Source organism: Acinetobacter sp. TTH0-4 (assembly GCF_015602665.1).
Classification (GTDB): domain Bacteria; phylum Pseudomonadota; class Gammaproteobacteria; order Pseudomonadales; family Moraxellaceae; genus Acinetobacter; species Acinetobacter albensis.
Genome location: NZ_CP059079.1, coordinates 2,784,461 through 2,811,189 on the forward strand (window position 1 = coordinate 2,784,461; position 26,729 = coordinate 2,811,189).

The 26,729-nt window shown below is 36.8% G+C and carries 19 protein-coding genes, 5 pseudogenes and 1 other annotated feature; of the genes and pseudogenes, 10 read left to right on the plus strand and 14 right to left on the minus strand.

Annotated features, from left to right (window positions below; all coding sequences use genetic code 11):
• Window positions 1–29 precede the first annotated feature (29 nt).
• The 6 genes and pseudogenes from wecB to H0S58_RS13055 all read right to left on the minus strand — a co-directional run.
• Window positions 30–1,205, minus strand: a complete 1,176-nt coding sequence (wecB, locus tag H0S58_RS13030; protein WP_195726719.1) for a non-hydrolyzing UDP-N-acetylglucosamine 2-epimerase — start codon at window positions 1,203–1,205, stop codon at window positions 30–32.
• Window positions 1,206–1,318: 113 nt separating this feature from the next.
• Window positions 1,319–3,007: a polysaccharide biosynthesis/export family protein gene (locus tag H0S58_RS13035; protein ID WP_195726720.1), complete on the minus strand. Its 1,689-nt coding sequence runs from the start codon at window positions 3,005–3,007 to the stop codon at window positions 1,319–1,321.
• 3 nt (window positions 3,008–3,010) lie between these two features.
• The gene (locus tag H0S58_RS13040) at window positions 3,011–4,108 is read right to left on the minus strand and encodes a capsule biosynthesis protein (protein WP_195726721.1); all 1,098 of its coding nucleotides are present in this window, start codon (window positions 4,106–4,108) and stop codon (window positions 3,011–3,013) included.
• A complete protein-coding gene (locus tag H0S58_RS13045; protein WP_152873938.1) occupies window positions 4,098–4,760 on the minus strand; it encodes an ABC transporter ATP-binding protein in 663 nt (220 codons plus the stop codon). The genes H0S58_RS13040 and H0S58_RS13045 overlap by 11 nt, the downstream gene beginning before the upstream one ends.
• Entirely contained in the window at window positions 4,757–5,584 is an 828-nt protein-coding gene (locus H0S58_RS13050; RefSeq protein WP_227592244.1) for an ABC transporter permease, read from the minus strand. Before H0S58_RS13050 ends, H0S58_RS13045 begins: the two co-directional genes overlap by 4 nt.
• A 373-nt stretch (window positions 5,585–5,957) precedes the next feature.
• Window positions 5,958–6,102 (minus strand): annotated as a pseudogene (locus tag H0S58_RS13055) (IS5/IS1182 family transposase); the annotation flags it as partial.
• Between the two features lie 48 nt (window positions 6,103–6,150).
• Here H0S58_RS13055 and H0S58_RS13060 point away from each other — a divergent pair.
• Window positions 6,151–6,438, plus strand: a pseudogene (locus H0S58_RS13060) (transposase); the annotation flags it as partial.
• Window positions 6,439–6,583: 145 nt separating this feature from the next.
• On the opposite strand, the gene H0S58_RS13065 reads toward H0S58_RS13060, so the two are convergent.
• The 4 genes and pseudogenes from H0S58_RS13065 to H0S58_RS13080 form a co-directional block, all read right to left on the minus strand.
• Window positions 6,584–7,687, minus strand: coding sequence for an autotransporter outer membrane beta-barrel domain-containing protein (locus tag H0S58_RS13065; RefSeq protein WP_195726722.1), 1,104 nt, complete (start codon window positions 7,685–7,687; stop codon window positions 6,584–6,586).
• Between the two features lie 79 nt (window positions 7,688–7,766).
• Window positions 7,767–8,333 carry an IS630 family transposase gene (locus H0S58_RS13070; protein ID WP_178928740.1) on the minus strand — a complete coding sequence of 189 codons (567 nt, stop codon included), beginning with the start codon at window positions 8,331–8,333 and terminating at the stop codon, window positions 7,767–7,769.
• Complete coding sequence (locus tag H0S58_RS13075) at window positions 8,302–8,778, minus strand: helix-turn-helix domain-containing protein (RefSeq protein WP_195726571.1); 477 nt, start codon at window positions 8,776–8,778, stop codon at window positions 8,302–8,304. The genes H0S58_RS13070 and H0S58_RS13075 overlap by 32 nt, the downstream gene beginning before the upstream one ends.
• Before the next feature lie 371 nt (window positions 8,779–9,149).
• Window positions 9,150–9,428 (minus strand): annotated as a pseudogene (locus tag H0S58_RS13080) (transposase); the annotation flags it as partial.
• Window positions 9,429–9,470: 42 nt separating this feature from the next.
• Here H0S58_RS13080 and H0S58_RS13085 point away from each other — a divergent pair.
• From H0S58_RS13085 to H0S58_RS13120, 8 genes and pseudogenes are all read left to right on the plus strand, one after another.
• A pseudogene (locus H0S58_RS13085) lies at window positions 9,471–10,482 on the plus strand (IS3 family transposase); the annotation flags it as partial.
• Window positions 9,524–9,639: a sequence feature (AL1L pseudoknot), on the plus strand. It overlaps the preceding pseudogene by 116 nt.
• Window positions 10,483–10,681: 199 nt before the next feature.
• Window positions 10,682–11,353, plus strand: a complete 672-nt coding sequence (locus H0S58_RS13090) for a hypothetical protein (protein ID WP_195726723.1) — start codon at window positions 10,682–10,684, stop codon at window positions 11,351–11,353.
• Window positions 11,353–13,680: a hypothetical protein gene (locus H0S58_RS13095; RefSeq protein ID WP_195726724.1), complete on the plus strand. Its 2,328-nt coding sequence runs from the start codon at window positions 11,353–11,355 to the stop codon at window positions 13,678–13,680. Before H0S58_RS13090 ends, H0S58_RS13095 begins: the two co-directional genes overlap by 1 nt.
• Window positions 13,664–16,879, plus strand: a complete 3,216-nt coding sequence (locus tag H0S58_RS13100; RefSeq protein WP_195726725.1) for a tyrosine-type recombinase/integrase — start codon at window positions 13,664–13,666, stop codon at window positions 16,877–16,879. Before H0S58_RS13095 ends, H0S58_RS13100 begins: the two co-directional genes overlap by 17 nt.
• 130 nt (window positions 16,880–17,009) lie before the next feature.
• Window positions 17,010–17,372, plus strand: a complete 363-nt coding sequence (locus H0S58_RS13105; RefSeq protein WP_004907123.1) for an MbcA/ParS/Xre antitoxin family protein — start codon at window positions 17,010–17,012, stop codon at window positions 17,370–17,372.
• A 295-nt stretch (window positions 17,373–17,667) separates the two neighbouring features.
• On the plus strand, window positions 17,668–17,928 hold the full coding sequence (locus tag H0S58_RS13110) for a helix-turn-helix domain-containing protein (RefSeq protein WP_004907126.1): 261 nt from the start codon (window positions 17,668–17,670) through the stop codon (window positions 17,926–17,928).
• 190 nt (window positions 17,929–18,118) lie between these two features.
• Window positions 18,119–18,427, plus strand: coding sequence for a helix-turn-helix transcriptional regulator (locus H0S58_RS13115; RefSeq protein WP_004282130.1), 309 nt, complete (start codon window positions 18,119–18,121; stop codon window positions 18,425–18,427).
• Window positions 18,424–19,713: a type II toxin-antitoxin system HipA family toxin gene (locus H0S58_RS13120; RefSeq protein ID WP_195726726.1), complete on the plus strand. Its 1,290-nt coding sequence runs from the start codon at window positions 18,424–18,426 to the stop codon at window positions 19,711–19,713. The genes H0S58_RS13115 and H0S58_RS13120 overlap by 4 nt, the downstream gene beginning before the upstream one ends.
• A gap of 17 nt (window positions 19,714–19,730) precedes the next feature.
• Here H0S58_RS13120 and H0S58_RS13125 read toward each other — a convergent pair whose 3' ends face one another.
• From H0S58_RS13125 to H0S58_RS13140, 4 genes are all read right to left on the minus strand, one after another.
• Window positions 19,731–23,078, minus strand: a complete 3,348-nt coding sequence (locus H0S58_RS13125; protein WP_195726727.1) for a DEAD/DEAH box helicase — start codon at window positions 23,076–23,078, stop codon at window positions 19,731–19,733.
• 185 nt (window positions 23,079–23,263) lie between these two features.
• Window positions 23,264–23,542 carry a helix-turn-helix domain-containing protein gene (locus H0S58_RS13130; RefSeq protein WP_151838134.1) on the minus strand — a complete coding sequence of 93 codons (279 nt, stop codon included), beginning with the start codon at window positions 23,540–23,542 and terminating at the stop codon, window positions 23,264–23,266.
• Window positions 23,535–24,827, minus strand: coding sequence for a type II toxin-antitoxin system HipA family toxin (locus H0S58_RS13135; protein WP_176536896.1), 1,293 nt, complete (start codon window positions 24,825–24,827; stop codon window positions 23,535–23,537). Before H0S58_RS13135 ends, H0S58_RS13130 begins: the two co-directional genes overlap by 8 nt.
• Before the next feature lie 94 nt (window positions 24,828–24,921).
• Window positions 24,922–26,013, minus strand: a complete 1,092-nt coding sequence (locus H0S58_RS13140) for an ATP-binding protein (protein WP_195726728.1) — start codon at window positions 26,011–26,013, stop codon at window positions 24,922–24,924.
• A 122-nt stretch (window positions 26,014–26,135) separates the two neighbouring features.
• Here H0S58_RS13140 and H0S58_RS13145 point away from each other — a divergent pair.
• A pseudogene (locus H0S58_RS13145) lies at window positions 26,136–26,354 on the plus strand (hypothetical protein); the annotation flags it as partial.
• Window positions 26,355–26,729 lie beyond the last annotated feature (375 nt).

The window sequence follows — 26,729 nt, forward strand, 5'->3', positions numbered from 1 at the left end:
ACTCTGATATTTGAAACAAAATACTTTTATTAATCGACTAAAGATTCTTTAACTTTTGATTGTTCCAAAGTTACATTTAAGCCATAAGACTGTTTAATAATATTCACAATCCGTTGGCATGATTGACCATCACCATATGGATTATGGGCTTGGCTCATTTGATCATGTAATGATTCATTATCTAACAGTTCAGAAACATGATGAACAATAGACTCTTCTAAAGCGCCTATTAGCTTGACTGTACCCGCTTCAACCGCTTCAGGACGCTCTGTTGTATCACGCATTACCAATACGGGAATTCCTAGAGAAGGTGCTTCTTCCTGTATACCACCTGAGTCAGTTAAAATGAGATGACTATGCTGCATTAACCATATGAAAGGTAAATATTCCTGTGGTTCAATAAGTTTGATATTTTCAATACCATCCAAATAGTCATATACAGGTTTCATCACATTTGGATTCATATGTACAGGGTAAATAAACTCAATATCAGAGTATTTTAAAGCAAGCTTTTTTAATGCCTTACAGATATTTTCAAAACCTTCACCAAAGTTTTCACGACGATGTCCAGTAATTAATATCCATTTTTTCTTTAAATCTAACATACTAAATTTTTCTTGCATTTCTAAATTTAGATGTGCACTTTCATCTAGCTTATTTTTAATAAAGAATAATGCATCAATAACAGTATTGCCGGTAATATGAATTTTTTCTGACTGTTTATTTTCTTGTTGTAAATAGTGAGCAGCTGTTGCAGTTGGAGCAAAATGAAACTTCGTTAGTGTACCTGTTAACTGACGGTTAGCTTCTTCTGGCCAAGGTGAATATAAATTATAAGTTCGAAGACCAGCCTCTACATGCCCAATATCAATTTTTTGATAAAATGCTGCCAATGCAGCACTCAGTGTTGTACTTGTATCCCCATGTACTAACACCAAATTGGGTTTAAACTCTTGATATACTTCTGTCAAGCCTAACTGCATACGTGTCGTTAGCTCAATTAATGTTTGGTTAGGCTTCATGATATTTAAATCATAATCTGCCTTGATATTAAACAGAGTCATGACTGAGTCTAACATTTGACGGTGCTGGGCAGTCACACAAACACGAGCATCGATTAAATGATCTGCTTGTAATGCATGTACTAAAGGAGCCATTTTAATCGCTTCTGGACGTGTACCAAAAACTAATAAAACTTTTAACATAATTTATCTCATTTATTCTTAAAGAATTTCAAGTTTTAGTTAGGTTCTTACCTCCATTTTAATAATGTAGATAAGTTCATAAAATTGATCTTTTAAAGTCTTAAATTTCTTACTTACAAATCTAAAGCTACTTTAGCTGCGACAGCCAGTTGATATAAAATTTGGGTAATACCACGCGTTAACTCAATACTCTTGGTCTGCGCTTTCGGTAAAACTAAAATTTCATCCCCTTGCTGAATTTTTTGTCCTTTGCGTACCAGTTCGGCTTTACCATTTTGGCTCATTACAATGACTTTAGACTTGTTAGATTTTTGGCTAAATCCGCCCACTTTTTCTATATAGTCTTTCGCCGTCTGGTTTTTCTGGAATTCTACCCCGTTTGGAAAAGCGACTTCCCCATGAACCATCACCACCGAAGTTCGCTCAGGAATACGTAAAATATCCCCTTGTTCCAGAATTAAATCTGCAAAAGTATCCGGATTGAGTACCACTTGCCCTGTGGGTTTTACCTGTCTGGCCTTAGCAATAAACTGTTTAACCAGTTCAGCATCTTTAACGCGTAAATTTGCTTCTTCTTGCGTACTGGAACGGGCATTAAAAGTTGCTTCTTCCAATTTATTTAAAGAAATATCTAGCATTTCTTTTTGTCGTTTAGCGACTGATGGGCGGAATAACTGCAATGCCTCAACTTCAGCCAGACTATTTGGATTGAGCTGAGTTAATACGTCTGATAACTTTGCCCCGTAAGGCAACACTATGGCATGCGCACCATTATGTGCACCCTCCACGCGCACCTGTATCGTGCCTGCATAACGGTCTGCCGTGACCGTTAAAACGTCACCATCTTGAATATATACATTTTGCGCTTGTGCTAAAGGGTAATATTCACTTCTATATTCCGTACCTTGACGACGCATAATGCTGACATTGGTCGCCCCCGGCTTAAGTTTTGCTACCGACAAGGCCTGTGCAACAGTAACTTCAGGTCGGTCAAACTCAAAGTCATAAGCATTGTACACTTCACCAGAAATGTTAAAGGTGTGCGTTCTCGCTCCCACTACAATGACATCGCCATCACGAAATGAAAAAGGTCGAATTTTACCCTGAACCAAAAACTCATATAGGTCTAGGTTCTGTAGAAGTTTTCCATTCCGCATAATCTGAATATTAACGTAACTGCCCCGTTCCGGATCTACCCCACCAGCCCGGTCCAAATAGGCAAGTGCCGTATCATTGGCTAAACCACCATAATTACCCGGCTGATTGACAAAACCAGTGACCAGAACTTTAACCGGTTGAGCCTGCTCTAATGATGCATAGACTCCCACATTCGCCACATATACTCGGCGTACCTGCGACTCAATTAAAGACTGTAACTGTCCATTGCTGACCCCTGAAACTTTTACCGGGCCAATATTTGGAATAAAAATATTTCCCTGTGGATCAACTGTTTGACTACCAGCAAACTGATATGCGCCCCAAAAGCGCAAGTTGATATTGTCACCCGGGTTAATTTTATAACTATTATTAAATGTAGAACCTGCAGAGGTAGCAAATGCACCTTTAAACAGTTGTGAACCAAACATTTTATTATTGGTCTGATATTTCATTGAACTGCTGGGTGATAAATCCACAATCGATTGACTCGGCAATATCGATTGATCAGTACTTTGCGGCACATTTTGATTAGATGTAGCTATATTTCCTGCCAATTCCTGCGGCAACATGTTATTGCTATCAAATGCATGGCTTACCGAAGCACTCATCATAGGTATAATTGAAAGTAATAAATATTTTTTCACAACTTATTCCCTGTGCTCACGAACGATAGAATGAATTAACATGCCAATACCAAACAAAATATTGAGTAAAATAAATGAGGTAATACTGAGATAAATTTTGCGCGGATATAATGCATCTTGTGCTAAACGGGGTGTTGAAATGACCACCAATTTTTTTAACTTGCGAGAGGCTTCCAGTCTTGCCTTCTCAAGTGAAGTTAAAGACAATTTATACAGATCTGTTGCAAAACTCACTTGGGCTTTAAGCTCTTCGAAATCGGCAACGTTTTTGTTTAATTTCGCATTACTTGGTGAGGTCAATTTGGCACTTTCAGTTTCAATTTGCTTTTCAACAGATTCAATCTGACTTTGCAAAGCAATCACTTGAGGTGCTTCCTGTGTCAAATAAGTCAGTAAAGTTCTTTCTTCAGTTTTTAATTGAGCCAAATTGGCCTGTAAACCTGAAATCAAGGTAGCAACTGCTTTAGCTTGTAATTCAGGATCAAAAATTTCGTTTTTATTTTGATAATCGAGCAATGTATCCCGTGCCTGCTTTAACTGAATAGTTGAATCTATTAGTTGTTTTTCTGCAAACTTCTGTTGTTCCATGGCAATATTTTGAGAGATATCGTTAATAAACGCATCACTTTGTTTTAAAAGTGCCTGATTCAGTTTTAAAGAAAATTCTGGGCTAAAACCCTGAGAAGAAACCTGCAACATCATGGTTTTTTCGTCCAAATCGATTTTAACCACCTTGTTAAAATATTCGACCAGTTCTTCAATCGTTGCATCTTTATTTAAAGCAAATATAGGGTCTTTAGCGACATTAAATTCTTTACGAAGATTCAAACTATGATCTAGTTTTTCAACCATATCACGCGAAATAATATATTCTTTTAGAATATGTGAATCTTCCGTACTTGTATTGGGCACCCCCAATAAAGCAGTTAAACCATTAGTATCAGGAAGTGTCGAATCACTGACTTGTTTAACTAAAAGTACTGAAGATGATTCATATCGGTCTTTAGCAAATAATGTTAAATAGAGAATAATTACTAACAGTGGAATAAGTACAAAGCTGCTATATGCAATGAATAAGCGCTTGTTTATTTTACTTTGCATAAGCTTTATATACCTCTACTGCTTCTTGCACATCTTCAAAATACTCTGCTTTACCATCACGAACCAAGAAAGCAACATCGCAATTTTGTGTTAAATCTTTTAAATCATGTGAAACCATAATGAGGTTCGAACTTTTTTTTAACTCATTCAGGAGATTTTGACTTTTTTTACGAAATGATGCATCACCGACTGCACCTGCTTCATCTAATAAATAATAGTCAAAGTTAAAGGCCATACTTAGACCAAAACCTATTCGACTACGCATACCACTTGAATAGCTCTTTATTGGCATATCATAATATTTTCCAATTTCAGCAAACTCTTCAACGAAACGTACGACATAGTCTACTTGCTCTTCAGTATCAACATATAAACGTGCAACAAAGCGTACGTTTTGACGAGCAGTTAAACTGCCTTGAAAGCCACCCGACAATGCAACTGGCCAAGAAATTGATTTATTGGTAATCACTTGGCCTGTATCTGCAAAATCAATTCCACCAATAATTCTTAATAAGGTACTTTTACCGGCTCCATTCTTCCCCAGTAATGCAACACTTTTATTTTCAGGCAAGATGGCATTTAAATCTTTGAATACATAATGACGGCCTTTCGGTGTGACAAATGATTTGGTCAATTCTTTTAATTCAATCATTTGGACTTCACCATACGACGCTCAAAACGCTTATAAAGCACTAAACCTATAAACATGGTTCCAATAATCCAAAGAATGAAATAGGTTAAATTAATCCCCGATACCAATTCATAATTTGGAGCAACTGCATGTCTCATTAATTCAATAATATGAATTAAAGGATTCCACAATAAATACTCCCGATACTGTACCGGAACCATATGTATTGAATAAATAATACCGGAAAGAAGATAAAGAATTAAAAAGGCAACAGAAAGAAATTTACTTATTTCTTGAGAAAAATCTCCAATGACCATAAAGATCAAACTAAATGCCACCATAAAAACAAATAAAAGTCCCCAATAAAAAAGCAATTCGGGAATATGTTCAAAGCTAATCGCATAGCTAAGCCATAAAAAGACTAAAGAGAAGAATATATAGGCAATAAATTTAAGCAAAAATTCTAAAAAATTTCTTGCTAGTAACGCATCTATAGGCTTAACCGGGCGATAGCTAAATAAACCTTTATTCGCTTGAGTTGCATTTAGTGCTTGAGTTACACCTGAGCGAAACATAAAAAAAGGCAAAATGCCATTTAACAGGAAAATTTCATACTCTATTCCTGGCAATGTTCTTTGCATTATTGTACCGAACAAAAAGAGTAATATCCCAATCGTCAATAAAGGTTCTAAAAGAACCCATACATACCCTAACCGGTATTGGCCAAACCGAGTTTGTAACTCACGTAACAATAGTGCCCGAATTGCAGCACGCATTACACTTAGCCCGCCACGTGGCTTAAGTCGAGGTAACTTTTTAAGTTTTGATTGTGATGGCAAGTCCATATAGGCTTTTGTAAGTGAATTATATAGTTAAAGGTGGACGATATCATAGTCTTATCTTTAATCTTTAGAAAGCATATTATTAATCAGAATTAATGGATAAACCTATTTAATTAATTACTACATTTATTTTTAATAATATAATTACAAACTAATAAATAATTATAAAATTCAGATACTTTAATACCTTATACCAGTTAATCCAAATTTTTCATTTTAACAGTCAGGGAGGGTTAATATTTCATATTGTAATTAATTTGTTACACAAATATTTACAAATTGAATTTCCATCTTGCTACCCAAATTTAAGATACAACTCAAGTATAAAATCTGCTTAATTTACTGCTGTAATTTGTGCATGAACTTAATCAACCTAACTTAAAAAGTGTCTTGATATTAATTTATCACCTAGTAGTTCGATGCAGTACATCTTAGTTTCAACAAAAACTTCATCGATGATAACCCGACCATTTTTTCTATATTGTCCTGTCTAAATGCTTTACTGTTTTAAGCAATTCATGCGATCAAGGGATCTCACTCTATTTCCAACAAACTCGGTACGGTTCAATATCAGCCGTGAATTAAAAAGCAGATTAAAAGATCAAGGTATTTATGTGATTACCTATCATCGAAAGAACATGAAGTCTGTTCAATTACCCGCATCAGATGAATATCGCTTAAAACAATGCAATAAAATAGAAACGTTATTCAGCCTATTGAAAGGGCAATACAATTTAGTGACGAGTAAAGCGCGTACTATTACTGGCTTTTTAAGTGGGATCTATGCATCGTTATGTGCATATCAATTAAGCCATCGAAGGAAGCCAGCAATTCGGATTATGGAGTCATTGGCTTAAACAGGATCGAGATTACTAGTAAATTTATTCATGATATTTGGATAAAGCCAAAATATTTTTATGATTTAGTTAATGAAAATATTTACATTTAGCGGGTATATTACTCAATATTGTATAATTATAAGAAAAATAAAGTTTTTTGGAATCAAAAATTATTAATTGTGATTCCAATAGTTGCGATTCCATATCGTCTATTTAAATATGGAGCTGTAAATGTATTATATAAAAAGGGTATGTGGCCGACAAAGTTATGTTGATAAAGTTCACCTTTAATGAAAGCTGTTATTTTGGGTGTGAAATCGTAACTAAACTTCCCGCCTAAACTATGGTTATCCCTAATAGTTTGATTGCTGAAGTTGCTTATACGATCATCGATGTCATTACGCCATAAATATTGATATTGATAGGCAAGTTGACTTTCAAAATTTAGGTAACGCCAGTTCCATGAGCCTCCAACGCTTGCATAGTAACTATCATAGTTGAAATCTTTTTGAATATTCATTCCGTATTCATTAGCATTTCCAGAAACATTAAATTGAGTAATCAACATATTACCAATAGAACATGGGATAGCCAAATCTCCTGTAAACTGATTACTTGAATCAACAGTTATATCAATTAAGCAGTTATTGAATTTAGCTTTAATATCTAAATTTTTTACCTTGACTTGACTATATCCTAGAGAAGTAAATATATTAATTTGATTCATTTGGCTGATTTTATGTGAAAAAATGGAATCTATTTGAAATTTTAGATCCTGTGGCCCATGAATATTTATTTGTTCAAAAGTTCTTTCATTTAATTTTGTTCGTGTCAATTTACTTAATTCATCAGCTTCATTTTTTCCGATACTGGCTCTAAAGGATAGTTTGTTATTCTTATCAATTTCAAGACTCGGAGAATAATGAATACCTAATAGTAAGCTATTAATGATATTAGTACTTTGATAATAATTAATTTCTCTATACCAGTAAGCTCCCTCTAATTTCCATTCAGGATTAAATTGATATTCAGCTGCAAGATGTGCACCACGATAATCCCCTGTGTTATTATCTTTTAAACTGTTAGTTTTGCGTATATCAAAAATATCAATTTTTTCGTCTACGGCATCTAAGCCAAGTGTTAATTGAAAAGAGGATAAAGTATTTTTTGTAAAATCTTTAGCTTGTAGAAAGAGGTCTTCAGGTGCTGCATATACTGAAGATCCATATAATAATCCTAAATATAATAACAAGATGTTAAATTTCATAATATTTTATCACGAGAAGAATTTTATTATATAAATAATGGAATTTTTCTATTAATTATTTTTATATGATAAGTATCAACTAAAAAGTAAACATGTATTCATTACCAAAACCCTTTGAAATCTGCCCAACCCAACGCTCTATTTGATCTGCCTTCATCACCTTAAAATCCCGCCAGTTATACTTCATCTGCTTCCAAACCATCTCAATTCTATTCAACTCAGGACTATACGCAGGTAGAAAATACAAAGTCGTTGAATACTCTTGTACAAGAAGCTTGCGCCAATCTACCATCTGTTTGCTGCGATGAATCGAGGCATTGTCAACAATCAACACCAAAGGAACTTGATAGCTGCGTTTCACCTGTGCTGCTACACCCATCAAATAGGCATAAAACCAGCGACTGTTAACGGATTCCTGTAGGCAACTGGTGATCAGATGACCCGTTGACAGTAGACAACCCATCACATTGACTCGCTTTAGTCTTACAGCATCAACCGCATGGACATCGCCTATCTTTGTCCATGCATAACGGTTGTCAGGCGTAGCCGAAAACCCTGTTTCGTCGACATAGCCCAATATAATTTCACCTCGTGCCGCTTGCTCACGTAATGCTTCAATCTGCTGTTGCGCTTGTCCAAATGCGATCGGGTCTCTTTTTTTTCAAGCTGTGACGGGTGCGTTTGAAGACCATGCCTGAATCTCGCAAAAACTTGCGAAGAGTTTCAACAGACACGGACACACCGTATTTTTCATGCAGTTTGACTCGGATTTGTTCTGCATTGAGTGGGCTTGTGTTGACCCACTCTAAGATTTGAGCCTGATAGTCTGCGGTCAGTGTATTGGGTCGGCCTGAGCGACGGCCTTCTTGAATCGATTCAAACCGATGTAGCTCCCAATGTCGGCGTTGTAGCCTTATGGTTTCTGGGATACGCTCTTGTAACCTAGCAACTTCGGCAACAGTTTTACCTTCGGAAAGCCAGAGAATGGTTTGGGCACGTTGTCTTTCACGCCAATGTGCTGCGTGCTTGGTCAGAAGAATCAGTTGTTCACGCTCTTCTAAGCTGAGTGGGACGGTAACAATCCGTGGCATGTGCAAACATCGTTTAACCAAAAATGTCTTTTCGCATGTTTAGTTATTTTTGTCAACTTATACAAATAAAAAATTAAAATATAAACTTGATTATTGGTGAGTTATTTAAGTTTTATGAATATTCTTAATTTTTGCTTTTAAACATATTATTTTTATATCAGAAAAAATAAAAAAAATAAGCATTATTGTATATTTATACTAATTTAAAGTTAAAATTATAATAATTTAAAAATTAAAGTTTAGTTAATATAATACTTGAATATTTGTATGTTATTGTTATTTTAATCATTTTTGCATTTAGATTTGAGTGGTTTTTTGGTAATAGTATTTTATTTTTTTTAGTTAAATAACCCGAATCCTGCTTAAGCCAATTATTCCATTACTCGAATGGTTGGCTTGTTTTGATGACATAATTGGTAGGCGCATAAAGAAGCATAAACTCCCGCCAAGTATCCTTGAATGCTTCTCGCTTTACTCGTCACCAAATGATATTTCCCTTTTAACAGGCTAAATAAAGTCTCTATTTTATTACGCTGCTTTAAGTGATATTCATCTGCTGTTGAGAGTTGCACAGATTTCATATTCTTTCGGTGATAGGTAATTAAATCAGTATCTTGTACTTTTAATCTACTCTTTAATTCCTGACTGATATTGAACCGTACCGGGTTTGTCGGAGACCACTTTCCCTAAGAGAATGTCAAAATAAAGAACTGCAACGTGCTAACGAAATTCTACGTAAAGCAATAGCTTTTTCGCCCAGGCGGAGCTCGACCGCCCACACAAATAATGGTGGATTTCATCCATAACAATAAAGCGTTATACGGTGTTGATGCGATTTGTAGGATCTTACCAATCGCAGCTGCGACCTATTATCGAGCTTTAGATCTCGCTGAAAATCCAGAACATCGAGCGAAACGCGATTTACATGACTTACATCATGCTGAAAAAAATTAAACGAATTTGGAAAGAAAGTTCAGGTCGATATGGTGTTCGTAAAGTTTGGCAAAAGTTGAAATATGAAGGCTAGGTTATTGCACGTTGTACAGTTGCTCGATTGATGCAAAAGCTAGGCATACAAGGTGTTTGGCGTGGTAAGAATAAACAAACTACCCGTAGCCGAGATGATCAAAAACGAGCAGATGACTTAGTGAAACGTAATTTTAGTGCTGATCATCCAGATCAGCTATGGGTCGCTGACTTCACATATATTCAAACAAATTCAGGCTGGGTGTATACCGCATTTATTATTGATGTGTTCTCACGTGCGATTGTTGGCTGGAAAGTATCTACACGGATGAATACAGATATGGTTCTTGATGCACTTGAGCAAGCGTTACATGCTCGAAATATGCCAAAGAACGTGATTCACCATATGAGGAGCACTGCTCCGCAAGAGGCGTACAGTATCTTTATATTCGTTATACCAATCGTTTAGAAGCAGCAAATTTACGAGCTTCAGTCGGTACGACAGGCGATTCATATGATAATGCTTTAGCTGAAACGGTGAATGGGTTATACAAAACAGAGGTGATTGAATATTTAAAAGCAGATTGGCAAGGTTTAGCAGATGTACAACTTGCGACATTAAACTGGGTAGATGGGTTCAATAAAGAGCGTGTACATAGTGCACTAGGTTATGTGTCACCTTTTGATTTTGAAGGAATGTACTATGATAAGATTAACCCGTTAGGTCAGGTGGCCTAACTTAAATAAAAAAGTCTCCGACAAACCCGGTACGGTTCATTGCTATAAGTTGTGACCCAGTTCTTAAAAATATAAAAAATTACAATATATTGTATATGAATTGTAAATAGACACAAAAATGGTGTAGATCAATCTTGTTTAATATTTCGAAAAATTATAAGAATATTCACTTGATTATTTTTTAAACTTGCAGAGGACTATGGAAAAAGATTTTGATTTCAATGAAGAATTTGACACACCTAAAAAAATGTTGTGCAAAAATTTTAATAAAATCCAAATCAGTATACATCCTGATTTTTCTGGAATTTATCTTTGTTATCAAGAGGCTTTCAAATCCTTAAAAGCTGATCTATCAATATTTACTTCTCACCCTGAAATCCGCGTCTGGAAAGATCCAAATAGATCTGGCTATACCATCGCGAATGCCTGTAAGTGGCACTTATATTGGTCTCAGAATATACCGAAGAATATCGAACTGCTCATACATTCTTTTCCTCAAGATGAGGACAAAATTGAGTTATTAAAAAAAGAGGCAAGTTTGGAATTCATGAAATTTCTGTCCTCTTATCATCATGATCTGGATCGAATGAACCCTGCAAAAATGCAATCGCTGATCAATGCCCATATTTCATCTGAAGTTATCCTGTCTTTAAACAAAGAAAATTCTTTCAAACCTCACCGTACTATGAGCTTAGACCTGCTAGCAAAACTACTCTCATACACACGAAATCAGCTGAATTATCGCAATAAAGTTATAAACCGGAAAAGACAGAATGTGCTTGATCAACTGCAACAAACCAGTGGAATTGTGCAACAGCTTTTAAACAATGTGGACTTCGTTCTCACGCCCGATCAGCTATGGAAAGCATAATGTCAGAATCTAACCCAAGCCGTCAAAATCCTGCTGATATTCCGCGGGTATCATTAAAACAGACACTGGAAAAACTCTTTGCTGATGAACAACTCCAACGTACCCAACATATTCAATATGTTGCTGATTTACTGACTTCACACCCAAATGATCAATGTCTGGAAGGGCTGAATCTCGACCTATTAGATTTTGATCTAGAAACCAATTCTGTTGTTGCTAGACCCGCTGCCTTGGTCTCCTCTCGAAAACATACTGTTAGCGCAACACCAGTCACTTGGTATGTGAACTCAATTGCACAATTAGCAAAGTCAGAAGAAAATGCTTTAATCTGGAATATCCTGGTCTTAAAAGCAGCAGTTTACCTAATTGCGCTTCCAGACATTCATCCTGAACTTTTTAAAGAGGATCACACTGAACACTTCAACACTGTAAAACGTTTATTCCAACGCTTCCGTACAGCCAATCGGGTTTTGAACACTCATAAAACATATGAAAATACTCCTGAATATATGCTTCTTTGGAAAAAGTATCTTAAAGATTCCTCCCTTTCCTTAGTTGAATTTATTCGGTATTTGAATGAGGTTATTGATGAAGAACGTGATAAAGAGTCATCTAATGATTTTATGCAAAACCTGCTAAAAGTGATCCGCATCACCTTTAATTATGTTTTGGAAAATAAGGCAAAAATTGCCAAAGAGAGCATCGAGACTCAACTGCAACATGAATTTTTAGACGAAGATCAGCTGATTGTAGAAAGTTCAGAAATTAAAAAAGGGCAAAAATCTAAAGCTCTCAATATAGAAAAACAACTAGATGACCAAGATACACGTCAAATACTTGTAGACCCAACCATCGTTACCCCGATTGCTGCATATTCAGAATCCAGCCAGAGCTATGTGCTGCCTCTGGTTGCCAAGCATATTCAACGAAAAGAACATTTGCTGGCATACAGCAGTCTCTTTCCTAATACCGCAAGTACAAGTGCCCTAATTACTGAACTCTATAAAAATTACCTTGTTGAAATTAAAGAAGACTCTAAAGACAAGGATAAAGAAACCAAAAAAAAGAAGGCTTCCTTGATCCTGATGCTGTCATTTCTGACAGGAAATAAAATCCAGGAGTGGCTACGTCTACAAAGTAAACGTGCAAAAAATTTAAATGCTCGCCAACAGATCAAGCAAAGCAATGGGCAATATTTTCTGAGAAGTAAATTTTCAATTTTTGAAAATAAGGATTTTGCATATCCAGATGGCTTGCTCAACCAAACAGTCTATCTGGATATTCCAATTCCAAATTCATTTATTGCTTCGCTACGAGATGGTGACACCGTTACGGAAGAGGACCTCAAGCAACATTTGAAACAGCTGAGAGCCAAACTTTATATTCCAAAATTATCATTAATAAGAATTAGCTCTCTTTTACATCAGACTATTTTGCAACGCACTGGAAATAAACAGCTTGCCGACCTCCTCACTGGTATTGATGCAAATAAGTCTTCTTCTACTTCTTATTGCCATCAGAATATTCCGGCTTTACAGACCGAGTATGTCTCAATTTTAAAAGAGCTGTGTGAGTCGTTATCCGATGACTACCAGAGCATCGATTATAGTAAAGAAAAAAACTTTGGGAGCCGCAAAGCACCAACTTCAAATGTGATTCAAAATACCTTTGCCACACTCAAATCCAGAATAATTTCACAAAAAGAAGGTGACTGGATAGCAATTTTCAATCATTACAATCTGTGGATGTGGCATTTTTTATTGCTTTTTACTGCTGCGCGACCCGTCGCTGAGTTTCCTGGTTTTTTAAAAAGCTTTAACCTGAAAAGAAAAATTTTGATGGTTTCTGATAAAGAGGTGGGGGGGCGTCAAGGCTATGGACGTTTAATTCCACTGGGTCATTTTGTTGTACAAGAACTCCAGAAATTCATAGATTTTCTACATTATTTTAAAACTCAAATTGCTCCTAGTCAGCCAGAAATTCCAAATAATATTCAGCAGATTCTAGAGAGCAAGCTCCCACTGTTAAATATCTTTCAGGATGGTCAATGGTACCCCTTAAGGCCATCGATTATAAAAAAATTTAATCCTGAGTTAGGTTTGCACCATGAAAACTGGCACCGGCATACTGCCCGTGCGTTTCTCAGCCATAAAATTAGCGAAATTGAAATTTTAGCTTTATTCGGTCATGAACCGATGCAGCAAGAAGCTGCTCATCCTTATTCCAGCTTATCTATTTCACAATATTCAAGCATTGCTCATATTCTTGAACAAATGAAAGATCATTTTAATATTACCGGTATTGAACTCGATGTCCTCACTCAATAAACGTACTAAGCAAACTCGAACACTATATGCCGAAGTACGTAGAAAACAAGACCGACTTAATCAGGAAAAGCAGCTTCGAGCAGATGTAGAACAGGAGCTAATCCAATATTTCCAAGAACAAGATTTGGAACAAAAAGAGCATCTTGAATCCTTCTATCCAGCAATTTATGAGTTTATTAAACGCAAAGCTCCAAGCTTGGCATGGAAAAAATATGCGCATGAATTTTTTCGGTCATATATCAAGCAAATCAATTTAAATCGTCGTGAGACTTTGCCCCTACCTAATCTGACATTTGAGATGCAGCGTGATCAGCCGGTTTTTACCATGGACTGGATCGAGAAGGGACATCAGGTTGATGAAGTTCTTGATAAGCTTTGGGACTACTGGATTCTAGCGAAAGATAGCAAGACATTTTCTGATGATGAAATCATTGGAAATATTGTTATTTCTGCCCTGCTTTACTCAGGCTTAAATCAAAAATCCTCTTTAGAAGCTTTGCTTGAACACTTAAAAGATCCGGCAAAAATCAGAAAGATCGAAGATCTGAACATTATATTTTTAGAACCGCTCTCCCCCTCTTATGGAGATCTCTTTATTGATGAAAAAACCATCCGTAAATCGCGTAATTTTATTCCGGATCAAATTACACGCTTATGGTTAATTCATTTTAATAGCAGAAATATTCGTACAGTAAACCAGAATGTAGAAGACTATCTACAGCTTATTTTTAATAAGATTAAGTTACCATTTAATCTCAAAACTTATAAATTGTTACGCGACTACGCCAACTTTAACTGGATGCAACTCCCGAAAGTTGACCTTGATCCTGCACTTTCACAATGCCTCATTGAGAATACTGCAACCTGTGGCTTATCAGAAATAGAATTTGAAAGATTTCTTCATCCAAAATTTAAATATCAGCAGGACACTCTTACTGATTCAAATGTAGAAAAATCACCATCTACTGTGAGGGAATCCTACTCTAATGATGACATTCAGCAAGCCTTGGATGATGTTATAAAGATTCACAAAGACCTTTTACAACTGATTCGTACATCACAAACTGATCAAAGTATCGATGCATTAATCATTAAATATTGCATTGAAAATACTAATAAATTTAATGAGTATAGTAAACGTGTCGCCTTATGGCTCATCAGCCTTTATAAACCAGAATTAGAACAGATTCAGCCACTGGCTGAACTTTTTAATTTTTGCGTAAACCAATTTCAAAAATCGTTTCAGCAGAATAAGCGTTTAAAAGACGGTTCGATTTACACTTATTATTCGCGTATTGCCGAGCCGTGGTTAACTCACTCTTTACAATATCTAGATAGCGAAGATGATCTGAATACGAACCTAGCGAAGATCTACCCACAAATCATCACGAATACCCGACTCGCAGATGAAGCAGGCCAACCTGAGTTTAAAAAATCCAGTGGTCAGACCGTCAGGATGTTGAAACGCTTCCATAGCTTTCAACAAACAGTTTTTGAAGCTGAGTCTCTCGAATTAGAGTCAATTGCCATACAAAACAGACCGAGAGCACGTATCATTGGTCCCATGACTTATCAAGCTTTCATGAACAAGTTAGATACCTTATTTTCAGGTGCTAATAGTCAAGAAAACACTTATAAGACATTAAAAATCATCTATATCTTAGCTTACCGTACTGGTATGCGTATTAATGAAATTCTAGGCTTACGTGTGCGGGATATCGAGGGCTTGAGCTGTCTATCCGTATGGATTCAGCCCTACGGCTCAAAAAAGAAAGGAAACTTACATCAACTTAAAACAGATAGTGCTGAACGCAAAGTTCCTGTGTATTGCTTATTAAAAACCGATGAATATCAACTATTTCATAATCATGTAGTCGAGCAACGTCTACTCAATCAGGAAAACTTATACCTATTCAGCAACTGGAATGAAAATAGCAAGCTGAACAAACATACGGTGACAACACCTTTTAGAATGATTATGAACGAGCTTTTTAAAACTCATGACTATTCTTTTCACTCATTTCGACACACGGCTGCCAATCACTTATCCATTCTGCTCAACTGCGATTATGCTCCACTGGTCAAGAATCTTACGGATTATACTGCAGAAGAATATCAGTCCATTCGGACAGAGTTACTCCGTAATACGCATGGTCAAAATCATTGGTTTATGATTGCCCATTTACTGGGTCACATTGACCCTACGGAAACCTTTAAAAGCTATATTCATCTGAGCTACCTGATCGCTGGACATAAAATACTGCAATATCACCCAGACATTGATACTCAATTAGCAAAGAAAATGATGGGCTACCTGCCTTCTTTCAAATTTTTAAACACAGTAAAAGATTCTGCTCCATTCAATTTCGAAAAACATGCTGTCCATTTAAGTCAGCAGTTACTCAACGATCAAACTGACTGGTTAAAAAGTAACGTAGAAGATATTCTAGATGAGGTTTCATTTAACGCTCAGCCTCATGATTTTTTTAAATATTTTGCAGGAACAAAGGAATCCAAAGTTTCATTTGCATGGTTTTTTAAGTGCCTAAATTTACTGGAAATTCATCATGATCCAGATCGGGTATCACAAGAAATGAGTTTACCTGTCGAACTGGTTAACTACTGGTATGAAAATGCAAAACAACTGGGCCACCTCAAGTCTCAAAAAAATAACCCAAGGTTATTTGATCTCAACAACACAAATCATCTGGATAAACCTTTGAAACCCGCCATGATAGATACCGTTGAAGAACGCACAGCAAGCAACTATTTCTTTGAAAATATTCAAAATATCTTTGAAAAACAGCCAGATCAAATAAAAGCGGTGCTTGAGACATTTTTAAGTCGTGTTACGGTTTCTCACACCGGCATTCATTATCAATGGAATAAAATCGATCAATTGGAATCATTTTATTTCAAGGTAATAGACCTGTTTCCCCATCAGTTTTGGCATCTTCTTGGACAAAACTTAGTCAAATCATTACATAAAAAGAAACAACCTTTATTACTGAAGCTGGCTAAATCGAGCACAACAGAGCATCCTACGACTCAAGAAGATTATGTTCGTCTCCAGCTTTACTCAACAAAAGATGCCAAAGCACTGGCAGCGTTTAAATTCTGTTTACATTTAGCCTGTATCGGTAGACCTCGATCTCTTGAACTCCAAGTTGCAGGACTAGAAATCACTACATGCTGTTAAATAATTTAACCGTTGTTTCCTTATCTAAAGTCAAATTTAATATATCTTTAGTAAAAATTGGATGTCTGATCAACGATAATTAAATAGTATAAACTCTATGAATTAGCAGCGTCTGAAACAGGGATCAGTCATGCGTACAACATCAGAAAAAACTGCAAAACAGAAAATGATATTAGCTAAGGCAGTTTTAGCTGCTGCTGAGCGCCTTGGTCTTACACAAGATCAACTAGCCTTAATACTGAATATAGATTCAGTGAAAAAATTAACCTCTCTTGAATTAGATCCCACTTCAAAACAGGGAGAAATCGCCCTCACTTTAATCCGTATTACCACATCACTAGATGCTCTTACAGGTGGGGATACAGCCTGGATGCAGCATTTTATGAAATCACCCAATAAATTGATGAGTGGTATTCCAATAGAACAGATTCAGAACCCTCAAGGATTAGCCTCTGTTTTACAATTGGTGGAAGGTCTTCGGGCTAAACTTTAAGATAAGCAAAGTATTATAGAAAAATTTGAAAGTGATAGTCCTCTCCAATAATTCAAATGCGAGGTATAAGAATCCCCCTTCTTCTCAAGATGTATATGTCTGGCCTAATTCCGTCAATTAATTGCGAACTGCTGCTATATATTGGATTTTATTAACCTGATGCGAGGCAAATCCCCCTTATAAATTCAATAACTATTCAACAATCATTATAGAAGTTTGCTATATAGCAAACATTCACAATAATTAGTTAAAAGTTTGCTATATGGCTAACAAGTTTCGGGAGCGAAAAATTGATATGGCTACAAGAGGCGAAATAGGTAAAGAAATACGTTTGGCAAGAAAAGGATTAGGCTATACACAGAAAAGTCTTTCAGAAAAGACTAAAGTCAATAAAACAACAATTTCAGAGATAGAGAATGGCCGTTTTACAGGTTCATTTGACATATTTGAACGTGTGCTTGATGGCGTGGGTTTACAATTCGAAGTGAATAAAAAAAAGTTTAAATTGCCACAGTGGGATGAAATTGAAGAAATATTTTCAGAATATGATGAATGAAATTATTTACAGGCTCTTATCATTTGGTATTTACATCCAACAATGCAAAATCAACAACAACTTGAACACCCATTTCTCATACAAGTAGGGCTATTTTACAGATCGAAATGATAAATTCATAAATTGCTTTTCAAAAAAAAAGAAACTAATATGTTTCTTTTAGGAAATAAAAGCAATAAATATATCTACAATGAATAAGTCTTTACTTCAGCAAATCAAAAAAAGACGAACCCAATTGGGCTTAAAGCAAGTTGATATGCAATCACGTACAGGCATTTCAAGACAGCAGTACCAAAAACTGGAAAGTCAGGGCAACCCTCGATTAGAGACCTTAGAAATTATAGCGGCAGGATTAAATGCTCAACTGATGCTCATCCCTGATGATAAGGTTCATTTAATCAGACAATTATTGAATGATGAAATTAAAGTCACTATTGAAGATCAGGATGACTTAATGACTAACCCATGGAAGGGTCTTCTCGGAGGAGAGGAACCATGAATACTGTTGCCGTCCTGAAATTAACATTACATCACGCTGTCGTTGGATACTTGGCAGGATTTCAGAGCGGAAAAAGTATTCTGGTTTTTACGGATTCTTTCCGATTTGATCAGCAACGCCCGACCTTGAGCCTGCTTACTTCCCCCTTGTATCCTCAAGCAGATAAGATTTTAGAAAAGACCTATGTTACACATCAGCGCTTACACCCCTTGCTATCAAACTTGCTACCAGAAGGTGCATTACGCGAACTCATTGCACAAAGCCTCAAAGTACATATAGACAATGAATTTCAGTTATTGGCAGCTTTAGGTCATGATTTACCTGGAGCACTCATTGCGACTCCATTAGATCCAGAAGAAATTCCAGATGAAATAAAATTCAAACTGCAGATCTCGAATCCAGATCAAATTTTAAAGCAAGAGATTCGAACAGATAATAAGTTTTCCTTGGCCGGCGTCCAAATGAAGTTTTCCATGAAAGCCAAAGATGGGCGTTTTACACTAGCACAGGCAACGGAAACGACTCTACTCGGGGACTGGATTATCAAAACTCCTTATACCAGACATGCTTTTGTTCCGCTAAATGAATATTCTATGATGACCCTTGCCAAAACGGTCGGAATAGATGTCCCTGAGATTCGCTTGGTGGATATGGCACTCTTACAAGACCTTCCACCATTAAATTTACCCCAAGAGCAATATGCTTTTGCAATTAAGAGATTCGACAGACAGAGTACTGCTAACACTACAGAGCTTATTCATATTGAAGATTTTGCTCAAATCTTTGGTGCATACCCACATCAGAAATACAGCACCACAAATTATGAACAGATAGGCAAGATCATTTACCAGTATTCAGATAACAAAATTTTTGATATTCAGCAATTTGCCAGCCGTTTACTCATAAATATTTTACTCGCCAATGGAGATGCGCACTTAAAAAACTGGAGTATGATTTATTACGATAAAAGTGCACCAAGATTATCACCCGCATACGATATATTAATGACCAGTGTATATATTGAAAATGAGCGTCATTTCGCATTAAATCTTGCCAAAAATAAAGATTGGTATTTAGCTGAGATGAAGCATTTTAAGCAATGGGCAGAAAAAGTCGGCGTTCCATGGCGTATCATCGAGAAGCAACTTCACGATATTATGGATAATGCTCGATCATTATGGCCAGCGCTATTACTAGACTTACCTATGATTTCCGCTCATAAAGAAAAATTAAGAGAACATTGGAAAAAATTGCATCCAGACTTTCAGATACTTACAGGTGATTAGGGCAACCAGTAACCAAACTAAAATTTCTCAAACAAGTTCATCACATCATTTTCCGTCAGTTTCGCTTCGCCCTCATGATCGGCGCTTAGAATAGACTGTGCCAGTTCTGCTTTATTTTGCTGCAAGGCAATAATTTTTTCTTCTATACTTTGATTGGTAATCAGCTTGTACACAAATACTGGCTTGTCCTGTCCAATCCTCCATGCACGATCTGAAGCCTGATCTTCAGCAGCAGGGTTCCACCATGGATCATAGTGAATGACCGTATCCGCTGCTGTCAAATTCAAGCCTACGCCTCCAGCTTTAAGGCTGATTAAAAACACAGGCACTTGTCCAGACTGAAATTTAGTAATGACTTCATCTCTTTTTTTGGTCTTTCCAGTCAGTTTGACATAGCCAATTTCCGAGTGATTGAGTCGCTGCTCAATCAATTCCAACATTGAAGTAAACTGAGAAAAGATGAGAACTTTTCGTCCCTCTTCCACCATCGGGACGACCATATCCATCAACTGTTCAAGTTTGGCAGAATGTGCCTGCCCGGTTTTAACCGAATCCAGTTTCAGCAAACTAGGATGGCAGCACACCTGACGTAGTTTCAACAAGGCATCTAAAATTTGAATTTGACTACGTTTAAAGCCTTTTTCTGCCACAATTTTCTGAATGTTTTCCTGCATCGTGGCGCGAACAGCCTCGTATAGCTTGGATTGCTGTTCATTCATGTCAATATTGACTTCAATCGTGGTTTTTTCAGGCAATTCTTTGGCGACGTCAGTTTTCAAGCGACGTAAAATGAAGGGCTTAATCCGGTTCACCAGCTTTTGCCTTAACTCCTGATCACCGCGTTTTTCAATCGGATAGCGGTATTTTTTATTAAAGATTTCTTGTGAATATAAAAATCCTGGCATCAGAAAATAAAATAGTGCCCACAGCTCACCCAAATGATTTTCCATCGGGGTACCGGTTAGACACAGACGATGTCGCGCTTTTAATTGCCGTACTACCTGTGCAGCTTTGGCACGCGGATTTTTGATATTCTGTGCTTCATCCAAAATGAGTTGATGATATTCATATTGCTTCAGTTGTTCTTCATCTCTCGCCAGGAGCGGATAGGTGGTTAAAACAATGTCATATTGCGGAATCTGTTCAAAATACTGATGGCGGTCCGGCCCTTGTAGCAGCAGTACCTTGAGATCGGGGGTAAACTTCTGCGCTTCTTTGAGCCAGTTATGCATCAGCGATGTAGGTGCAACAATTAAGGCGGGGCTGTCCTGCAAATGTCCAGCCTGCTTTTCCATGAGCAAATGCGCTAAAGTTTGTGCTGTTTTGCCCAGGCCCATATCATCCGCAAGAATCCCGCCATGCTGGGTTTCCCTTAAAAACTGTAACCAGCCTAAGCCCTGCTGCTGGTATGGACGCAATTCCCCCTGAAAACCTTTTGGTGTCGGCAGTTGTTGCTGATAGCCTTGTTTGAATTTCTGTGCAAATTGCTGCAGCCGGTCACTGACCTGCCATGCCATCCCAAGATGATGCTGTACCTCCAGTAACTGACTCGCATCATAGCGATCGATACTGCGCTCTTCTTGCTGTAAAATGCTCCGCAGATGCAACAATACCGGCTTAATGTCCCTGGCGGATAGAGCCAAATCGGGTTGATCCACTGCAGTTTTCAGGGTAAAAATTTGACTGTCATTCAGATAACTAAAAGTCCGCGGATCAAGTAAATCAGGCTGCTGTTGTACCAAAACGGCAATGGCATCGAGCAGGTCATAGCAATTGCCTGCACTGTCCTGAACGGTCGCCCCGATATTGAACCAGTCCTGCTGGCTTTCAGATTCAGTGATGGAAATATTTAAATTTTCTACATATTGCAGCTTAAATGGGCTGTGTTCCAGATGCTCTATCTGCCACCCCATCAATTCAATTTGATTGATGGGCATGAGTTGCCTGATCCAGTCTCCATAGAAAGCCCAGACCATAGAGTCGAGACGTTGTTTATCCAGTTTTAATTGCTGGTCATTGCTCAGATCTTTCACCCACTCCAGTGATTTGACCAACAGCTGTAAACGCTGGATTGCCTGTTGTTCCTGAACAAAATCCCGAAGCTGTCGCACCATTTTGCCATGCTGCTCACCGATAAAACTGTCACCTGATGTACCCGCTTTTATTCGCCCGCCTGCATAGGAGAATTCAATTTCAGCACAAACAGACTCCTCCAATTTCCAATCAAATTTATCTAAAACACCAAAGCGTAAAATTGGCTGGGGGCTACCGGCAAGGACCTCAACACTCTGAATAGACTCAGACTGAGGCAGATTCTGCACATTTGAATATTGATGAGTAATATGTTCAAACTCAGACAATAGCGCGGATGGAAGATCAGGCATCTGCAAAAAATGGTAGAGCAGATTTGCCGTATATTCACCATATAATTGACCCACCGTGTTCTGTCGAATATCGACATAACACGGTGGCTGGCTAGCGAGAATTTGAATATGCGGATTTGATTTTAAATCGAGTCGAATATCGCCATTGACCAATTCAATGTTTAAATGCTCCGTCTGTTTTTTGACACCTTGTTCCCATATAAATTCGATGTTGTACCCTTGCTCTGACCATTTAAGTGCAGCATGGCTCTTTTTTTGCCAATAAACATCGCCACTTTGAATAAAACTTTTGAAGTGCTCCAATAAAATCCCGGATATATCAAGATTGCTCTGATAAAAGCGTTCGTCACTGTTTATTTTGGCGTAATAATAAACCTGATTAAATAATTGTCGTTTTTGTTCAGGTAAAGTCAGATGCTTTCTGGTTATATTTTCATATTGCGTATAATCACTTTCACCGGCAATCGAACCATTTTTATTGCGTCTGGCCTTCTGCACAACAAGGGTCAATTTTTTTGAGCTGATAGACTGATTTAACAGGTAAATTAAATAAGTGTTTGTTTGGGAAGGTTGCTCAGGGTCCGTCTGTTCTAACTGCCGTTTAAAGTCATGCAACCAGCGTTGCGCCTGATCATATTCCTGTTGGCGGTTTGCTATTGACCGTGTTGATTGAGATTCAGCAGAACGCTGCTGAAATTCTTGGCGATATTCTTGAAAGAATAACCGTGCTAAAGCAGCAGCATGTTTACAGTTATATCCAACTGGACAAGTGCAGTCATCATCGATTAAACGGTCTTTTTTAAGATTATAGGTAATCGCGGTATCGTAATAATCTGTCCCTTCAATTTGAGCATACATCGTGACATCATCATTTTCCTCAAAGAACTCAATTGTTTCCCTATCAATGTGTTTAGCATAGCTCAGACTGCGCTGAAGAGTTGCAGTACTAAAGCGAGATAGAAAATTGATCAATGAGGACATGATTACCAGACACTAAAAATGTTTATACAATTATAACGGACAAAGCTGTCATTTTAGAATAGTAGCCGAACTGCTCAACCTGAGCACAAATTCGACTCATTCAATAGGAATATTGTGAGTAAAGACAATCAAATCAGAAAAGTTAAACAGATCATTGAGGTCGAAAATATCCTGATAGAAAGTTCTCATTTCTTCACGACAGTTAACTTTAAACCAAATGGGGTTAAAAGTTTTAGCATTGTTTCTACGGTTGGATTTGCATCTGATCGCTCTAGCTTCTGTAAAGTTTGAAGCGAAATTTTAGTGATCTTGGACATTTCATTTAACGTCAGATGCAACTCTGTTCTAATGAATTTTGCAATGACATGTATCGGCCAATCAGGATTCAGTTGAATCTGTTCTAAGACATATTGTCTTTTTTTAATTTGCTCTATTTGAGAGAGTGGAATAAAACGTTTATCCATAACAAATCTCCTTTAATTGTGCGCAAATCCCTTCAATGCGATATGCACAATTTTCTAGAATTTCATCATCTATCCCAATAGATTTCATCTTGATCAAAAGCCCTTGATACAAAGGTAATTGTTCAGAAAATAGAGATTTTATTTGTTCTAAAGTTAAAGAACTGCATTCTACAATTTGATGAGCAATTGAAGCCCAGTTGTTATCGTCTTTTTCCCATCGAGTAGATCTCGCGATTCCATCAGGATGTAACCACATGGGGGCAAAATCAAATAAAGGCGTTAATCGAATATTGCCATTGTTAAGCCTTTGAAATGCCGTATTACGGGTATGATTATCTTTATTTCCTAAAGCGATATTGGCTAAATCTCTTTTTACATATTCAAGAATTTCTGTTTCTGGATCTGTACAACAATTCATGATAATTTTGCAGACTTCGTTATGAGACATTTTTACTCCGAAGCCCGCTTTTCCACTAAAAGAAGCTAAACTTTCTTGGGCTATTCTTTCAACACGGTTATCAACCACTTGCCGATCAAAACGTGGAATAAATAAAGTTCTTCCATGTAATTCTAGAGGTCTAAACACTCGCAATCCTAAATATGCTGCTATTTGCATATATAAGGGTTCTTGATTCAAAATTTTGTTTAGACGTTGATCCGTTCCTCGGCTAAATTTAACCAACCAGTGCTGTTTAGCCATTTCATCAGGTAACGTATGATCAAGATAAAATAACTCATCATGACCTTGTGTGAGTAATAGTTTTGGCCACTCACCTTGAACACCCGATGATCCAGAGATAAATAGTCCAAAAGATGATAATGACTCAAGAAACTCTTCACTACGTTCGATAATTTCCTGTATTGAAAATCCTTGTACTAACTGATCTGACTGTTGAGTTAAAAGCCATTCATGAGCTTCTTTTATTCTTAAGTTACCAATAGGGTTGCTCGCTCCTACTTTAAGCAATGACCAATCTGCCGACTCTTCTTCATACTCAGGGCGACCAAGTTTTTTTAATAGTTCTTTTCGACCATATCCTTGAGGTAATAGATCAATTAGAAAAGCTGGCCACGTAGGCTCAATATTGCTTTCTAAATTAATCGGATAATGGTTTGAAACAGCATGACCATCTCGTAACCCCATATGTTCAATTGCATAATCCATTGAATAATATGTTCCGCAGCTAGCTTTCCAACCTTTAGCTTTTTCACCTATTACTTCAATAGTGGCACAATCGATCCATTGATTATTCAGAAATATTTGGACAGAGCAAAAATCATTCATAATTCTATTTAAATAGTAAAGTATAGGCAGTTTTGCCTATTATATACTTATTATAGTAGTAAAGTATTATTTTTATCCAAGTGAGTTTTCAAAATTATGCTTCATCCATAATCCATTCTTTAAAAAGAGCATCCTCGATTTCATAAGTACCATTTTCTGGTTTAAAAATAATTTGTTTTTTTGATAAAGAACGTAGGGCCGATTGAATACTTGATACCGCAATGTTATCTACACCAATGGAATCAGCCAGATGTTGTCTAAATTGACTACTATAAAGTTCAACTTGTGATTCCGCTATGGCTTTTAAAATTAGCTGTTCTAATAACTTAAACTCTCCCCATAATCCCGAAAAGTCATGATGCCCCATTGTATCGGCTATAAGCTGTTCCTTGGCAAAATCTATAGCCAGCATTGGGTTTAAGGCTAAACGCTCCACTAATGATCTTGCTAGTTGAGGACTTTGCTTCATATCTAAAAAAGCGTGCCATAAAATTTCTTTATTCAAACTACGTCCTGTTGTCTGATTAAATACATCTGCCAGATAATCTGTAAATGCTTTTGTTAGATTTGGAAAAGGTAAATTCTGTCCATAATGAAAAAATGGAGCACTACTCACAGAAAACATTTGTCTCAGGCCTTCTCGACTTGAACCAGTAAAAATTACCTTTATTGTTTCTTTATGCATATCTAAAGCGGTACGTAAACTGGCAATCGTGGTTTTATATTTTGAACTAGCTAAAGCCTGAATCTCATCAAGTAACAGTAAAATAGGTTTCCCCTGCTGAGCCAGTTTAGTAATGCTAGACAAAATACTGGAATTCACTTGTCCTTGTAGAAGTGTCACTTCAGCTTTTACCTCTGCCACCTCTGTACTTAAAGAACCAATATTTTTAATCCAATGTGTGGCTTTCCCCATTAAGCCATTTTGTTTTGAAAACTCATCAAGAGCTTTTACAAACTGCCCTTCACTATGCAGGCCTGCATCTAAAAAACTGAAATAAAAAACGCGCCATCCAAGCTGTTCTGCTAGGGGCGTAATATCTTTTCGTAAAAATTCAGTTTTTCCCATCCGGCGTGGGGCAAAAAAAGTCAGAGAACTAGCTAGTCCAGTCTCAAACATGCCTAAAATTTGTTTCGCCAGTTCGGTACGTGGAAAGTGCCAAGGGTCATTGGAGATGGTCATCATTTTAATTACTCGGCAATGATTTATTTATTACCATAGATTGTATTAGATTCCATTAGATTGTAAATGTCTAATTAGATTTCTTTAATCTAATAGGATCTAATCAGGCCAATAAAGCACCTTATTTGCAAACAAAGTTAGATGCTAAACAACAGCCTCAACTTTTCAAATTAGCAAAAGCATCAACAGATAAACATCCACCAACTCAAGAGGAGTTTCCTCGTCTACAACTCTACTCAGTAAAAGATGGTCATGCTCTTGCTGCATTTAAATTTTGTCTGCATCTAGCCTGTATTGGCCGACCACAAGCTCTTGAACTTAATCCACAAAAATGGGAGCCTTAAGTGAACTGCAAGACATTGTATTTCCTTGTCAGACATAGTGATCAGCCTCTCGATTCATATCTAGTCCATAATATTGATGTGCATCATAGACCAGACATTTTAATTGGTGAGAATACAGACACTTTAAATGGTTTCTAACAAAATTAATTCCGAATAATGCCCATTATGTTAGATAGCTAATCTAAGAAATTCAGAAATTTTATATTTTGATTCTTTTTTAACCTAAAAAAGATGTTTTTTAGGGAATAGTTAACTTTGAATTCTAGATATATTTATATCACTAAGTTGATCAAATCAAAGGAAAAAACTATGGGTAAGCTAGTAAATGGACCAAGTACAACAAGTAATCCATCTGGTGGTGGTCGTGGTAATAAT

Excerpts from the sequence above, each read along its gene's own strand:
- wecB (WP_195726719.1), bottom strand. The coding sequence starts at position 1,205 with ATGTTAAAAGTTTTATTAGTTTTTGGTACACGTCCAGAAGCGATTAAA.
- H0S58_RS13050 (WP_227592244.1), bottom strand. The coding sequence starts at position 5,584 with ATGGACTTGCCATCACAATCAAAACTTAAAAAGTTACCTCGACTTAAG.
- H0S58_RS13040 (WP_195726721.1), bottom strand. The coding sequence starts at position 4,108 with ATGCAAAGTAAAATAAACAAGCGCTTATTCATTGCATATAGCAGCTTT.
- H0S58_RS13110 (WP_004907126.1), top strand. The coding sequence starts at position 17,668 with ATGGCTACAAGAGGCGAAATAGGTAAAGAAATACGTTTGGCAAGAAAA.
- H0S58_RS13115 (WP_004282130.1), top strand. The coding sequence starts at position 18,119 with ATGAATAAGTCTTTACTTCAGCAAATCAAAAAAAGACGAACCCAATTG.
- H0S58_RS13100 (WP_195726725.1), top strand. The coding sequence starts at position 13,664 with ATGTCCTCACTCAATAAACGTACTAAGCAAACTCGAACACTATATGCC.
- H0S58_RS13130 (WP_151838134.1), bottom strand. The coding sequence starts at position 23,542 with ATGGATAAACGTTTTATTCCACTCTCTCAAATAGAGCAAATTAAAAAA.
- H0S58_RS13135 (WP_176536896.1), bottom strand. The coding sequence starts at position 24,827 with ATGAATGATTTTTGCTCTGTCCAAATATTTCTGAATAATCAATGGATC.
- H0S58_RS13090 (WP_195726723.1), top strand. The coding sequence starts at position 10,682 with ATGGAAAAAGATTTTGATTTCAATGAAGAATTTGACACACCTAAAAAA.
- H0S58_RS13120 (WP_195726726.1), top strand. The coding sequence starts at position 18,424 with ATGAATACTGTTGCCGTCCTGAAATTAACATTACATCACGCTGTCGTT.
- H0S58_RS13095 (WP_195726724.1), top strand. The coding sequence starts at position 11,353 with ATGTCAGAATCTAACCCAAGCCGTCAAAATCCTGCTGATATTCCGCGG.
- H0S58_RS13105 (WP_004907123.1), top strand. The coding sequence starts at position 17,010 with ATGCGTACAACATCAGAAAAAACTGCAAAACAGAAAATGATATTAGCT.
- H0S58_RS13045 (WP_152873938.1), bottom strand. The coding sequence starts at position 4,760 with ATGATTGAATTAAAAGAATTGACCAAATCATTTGTCACACCGAAAGGC.
- H0S58_RS13125 (WP_195726727.1), bottom strand. The coding sequence starts at position 23,078 with ATGTCCTCATTGATCAATTTTCTATCTCGCTTTAGTACTGCAACTCTT.
- H0S58_RS13065 (WP_195726722.1), bottom strand. The coding sequence starts at position 7,687 with ATGAAATTTAACATCTTGTTATTATATTTAGGATTATTATATGGATCT.
- H0S58_RS13140 (WP_195726728.1), bottom strand. The coding sequence starts at position 26,013 with ATGATGACCATCTCCAATGACCCTTGGCACTTTCCACGTACCGAACTG.
- H0S58_RS13075 (WP_195726571.1), bottom strand. The coding sequence starts at position 8,778 with ATGCCACGGATTGTTACCGTCCCACTCAGCTTAGAAGAGCGTGAACAA.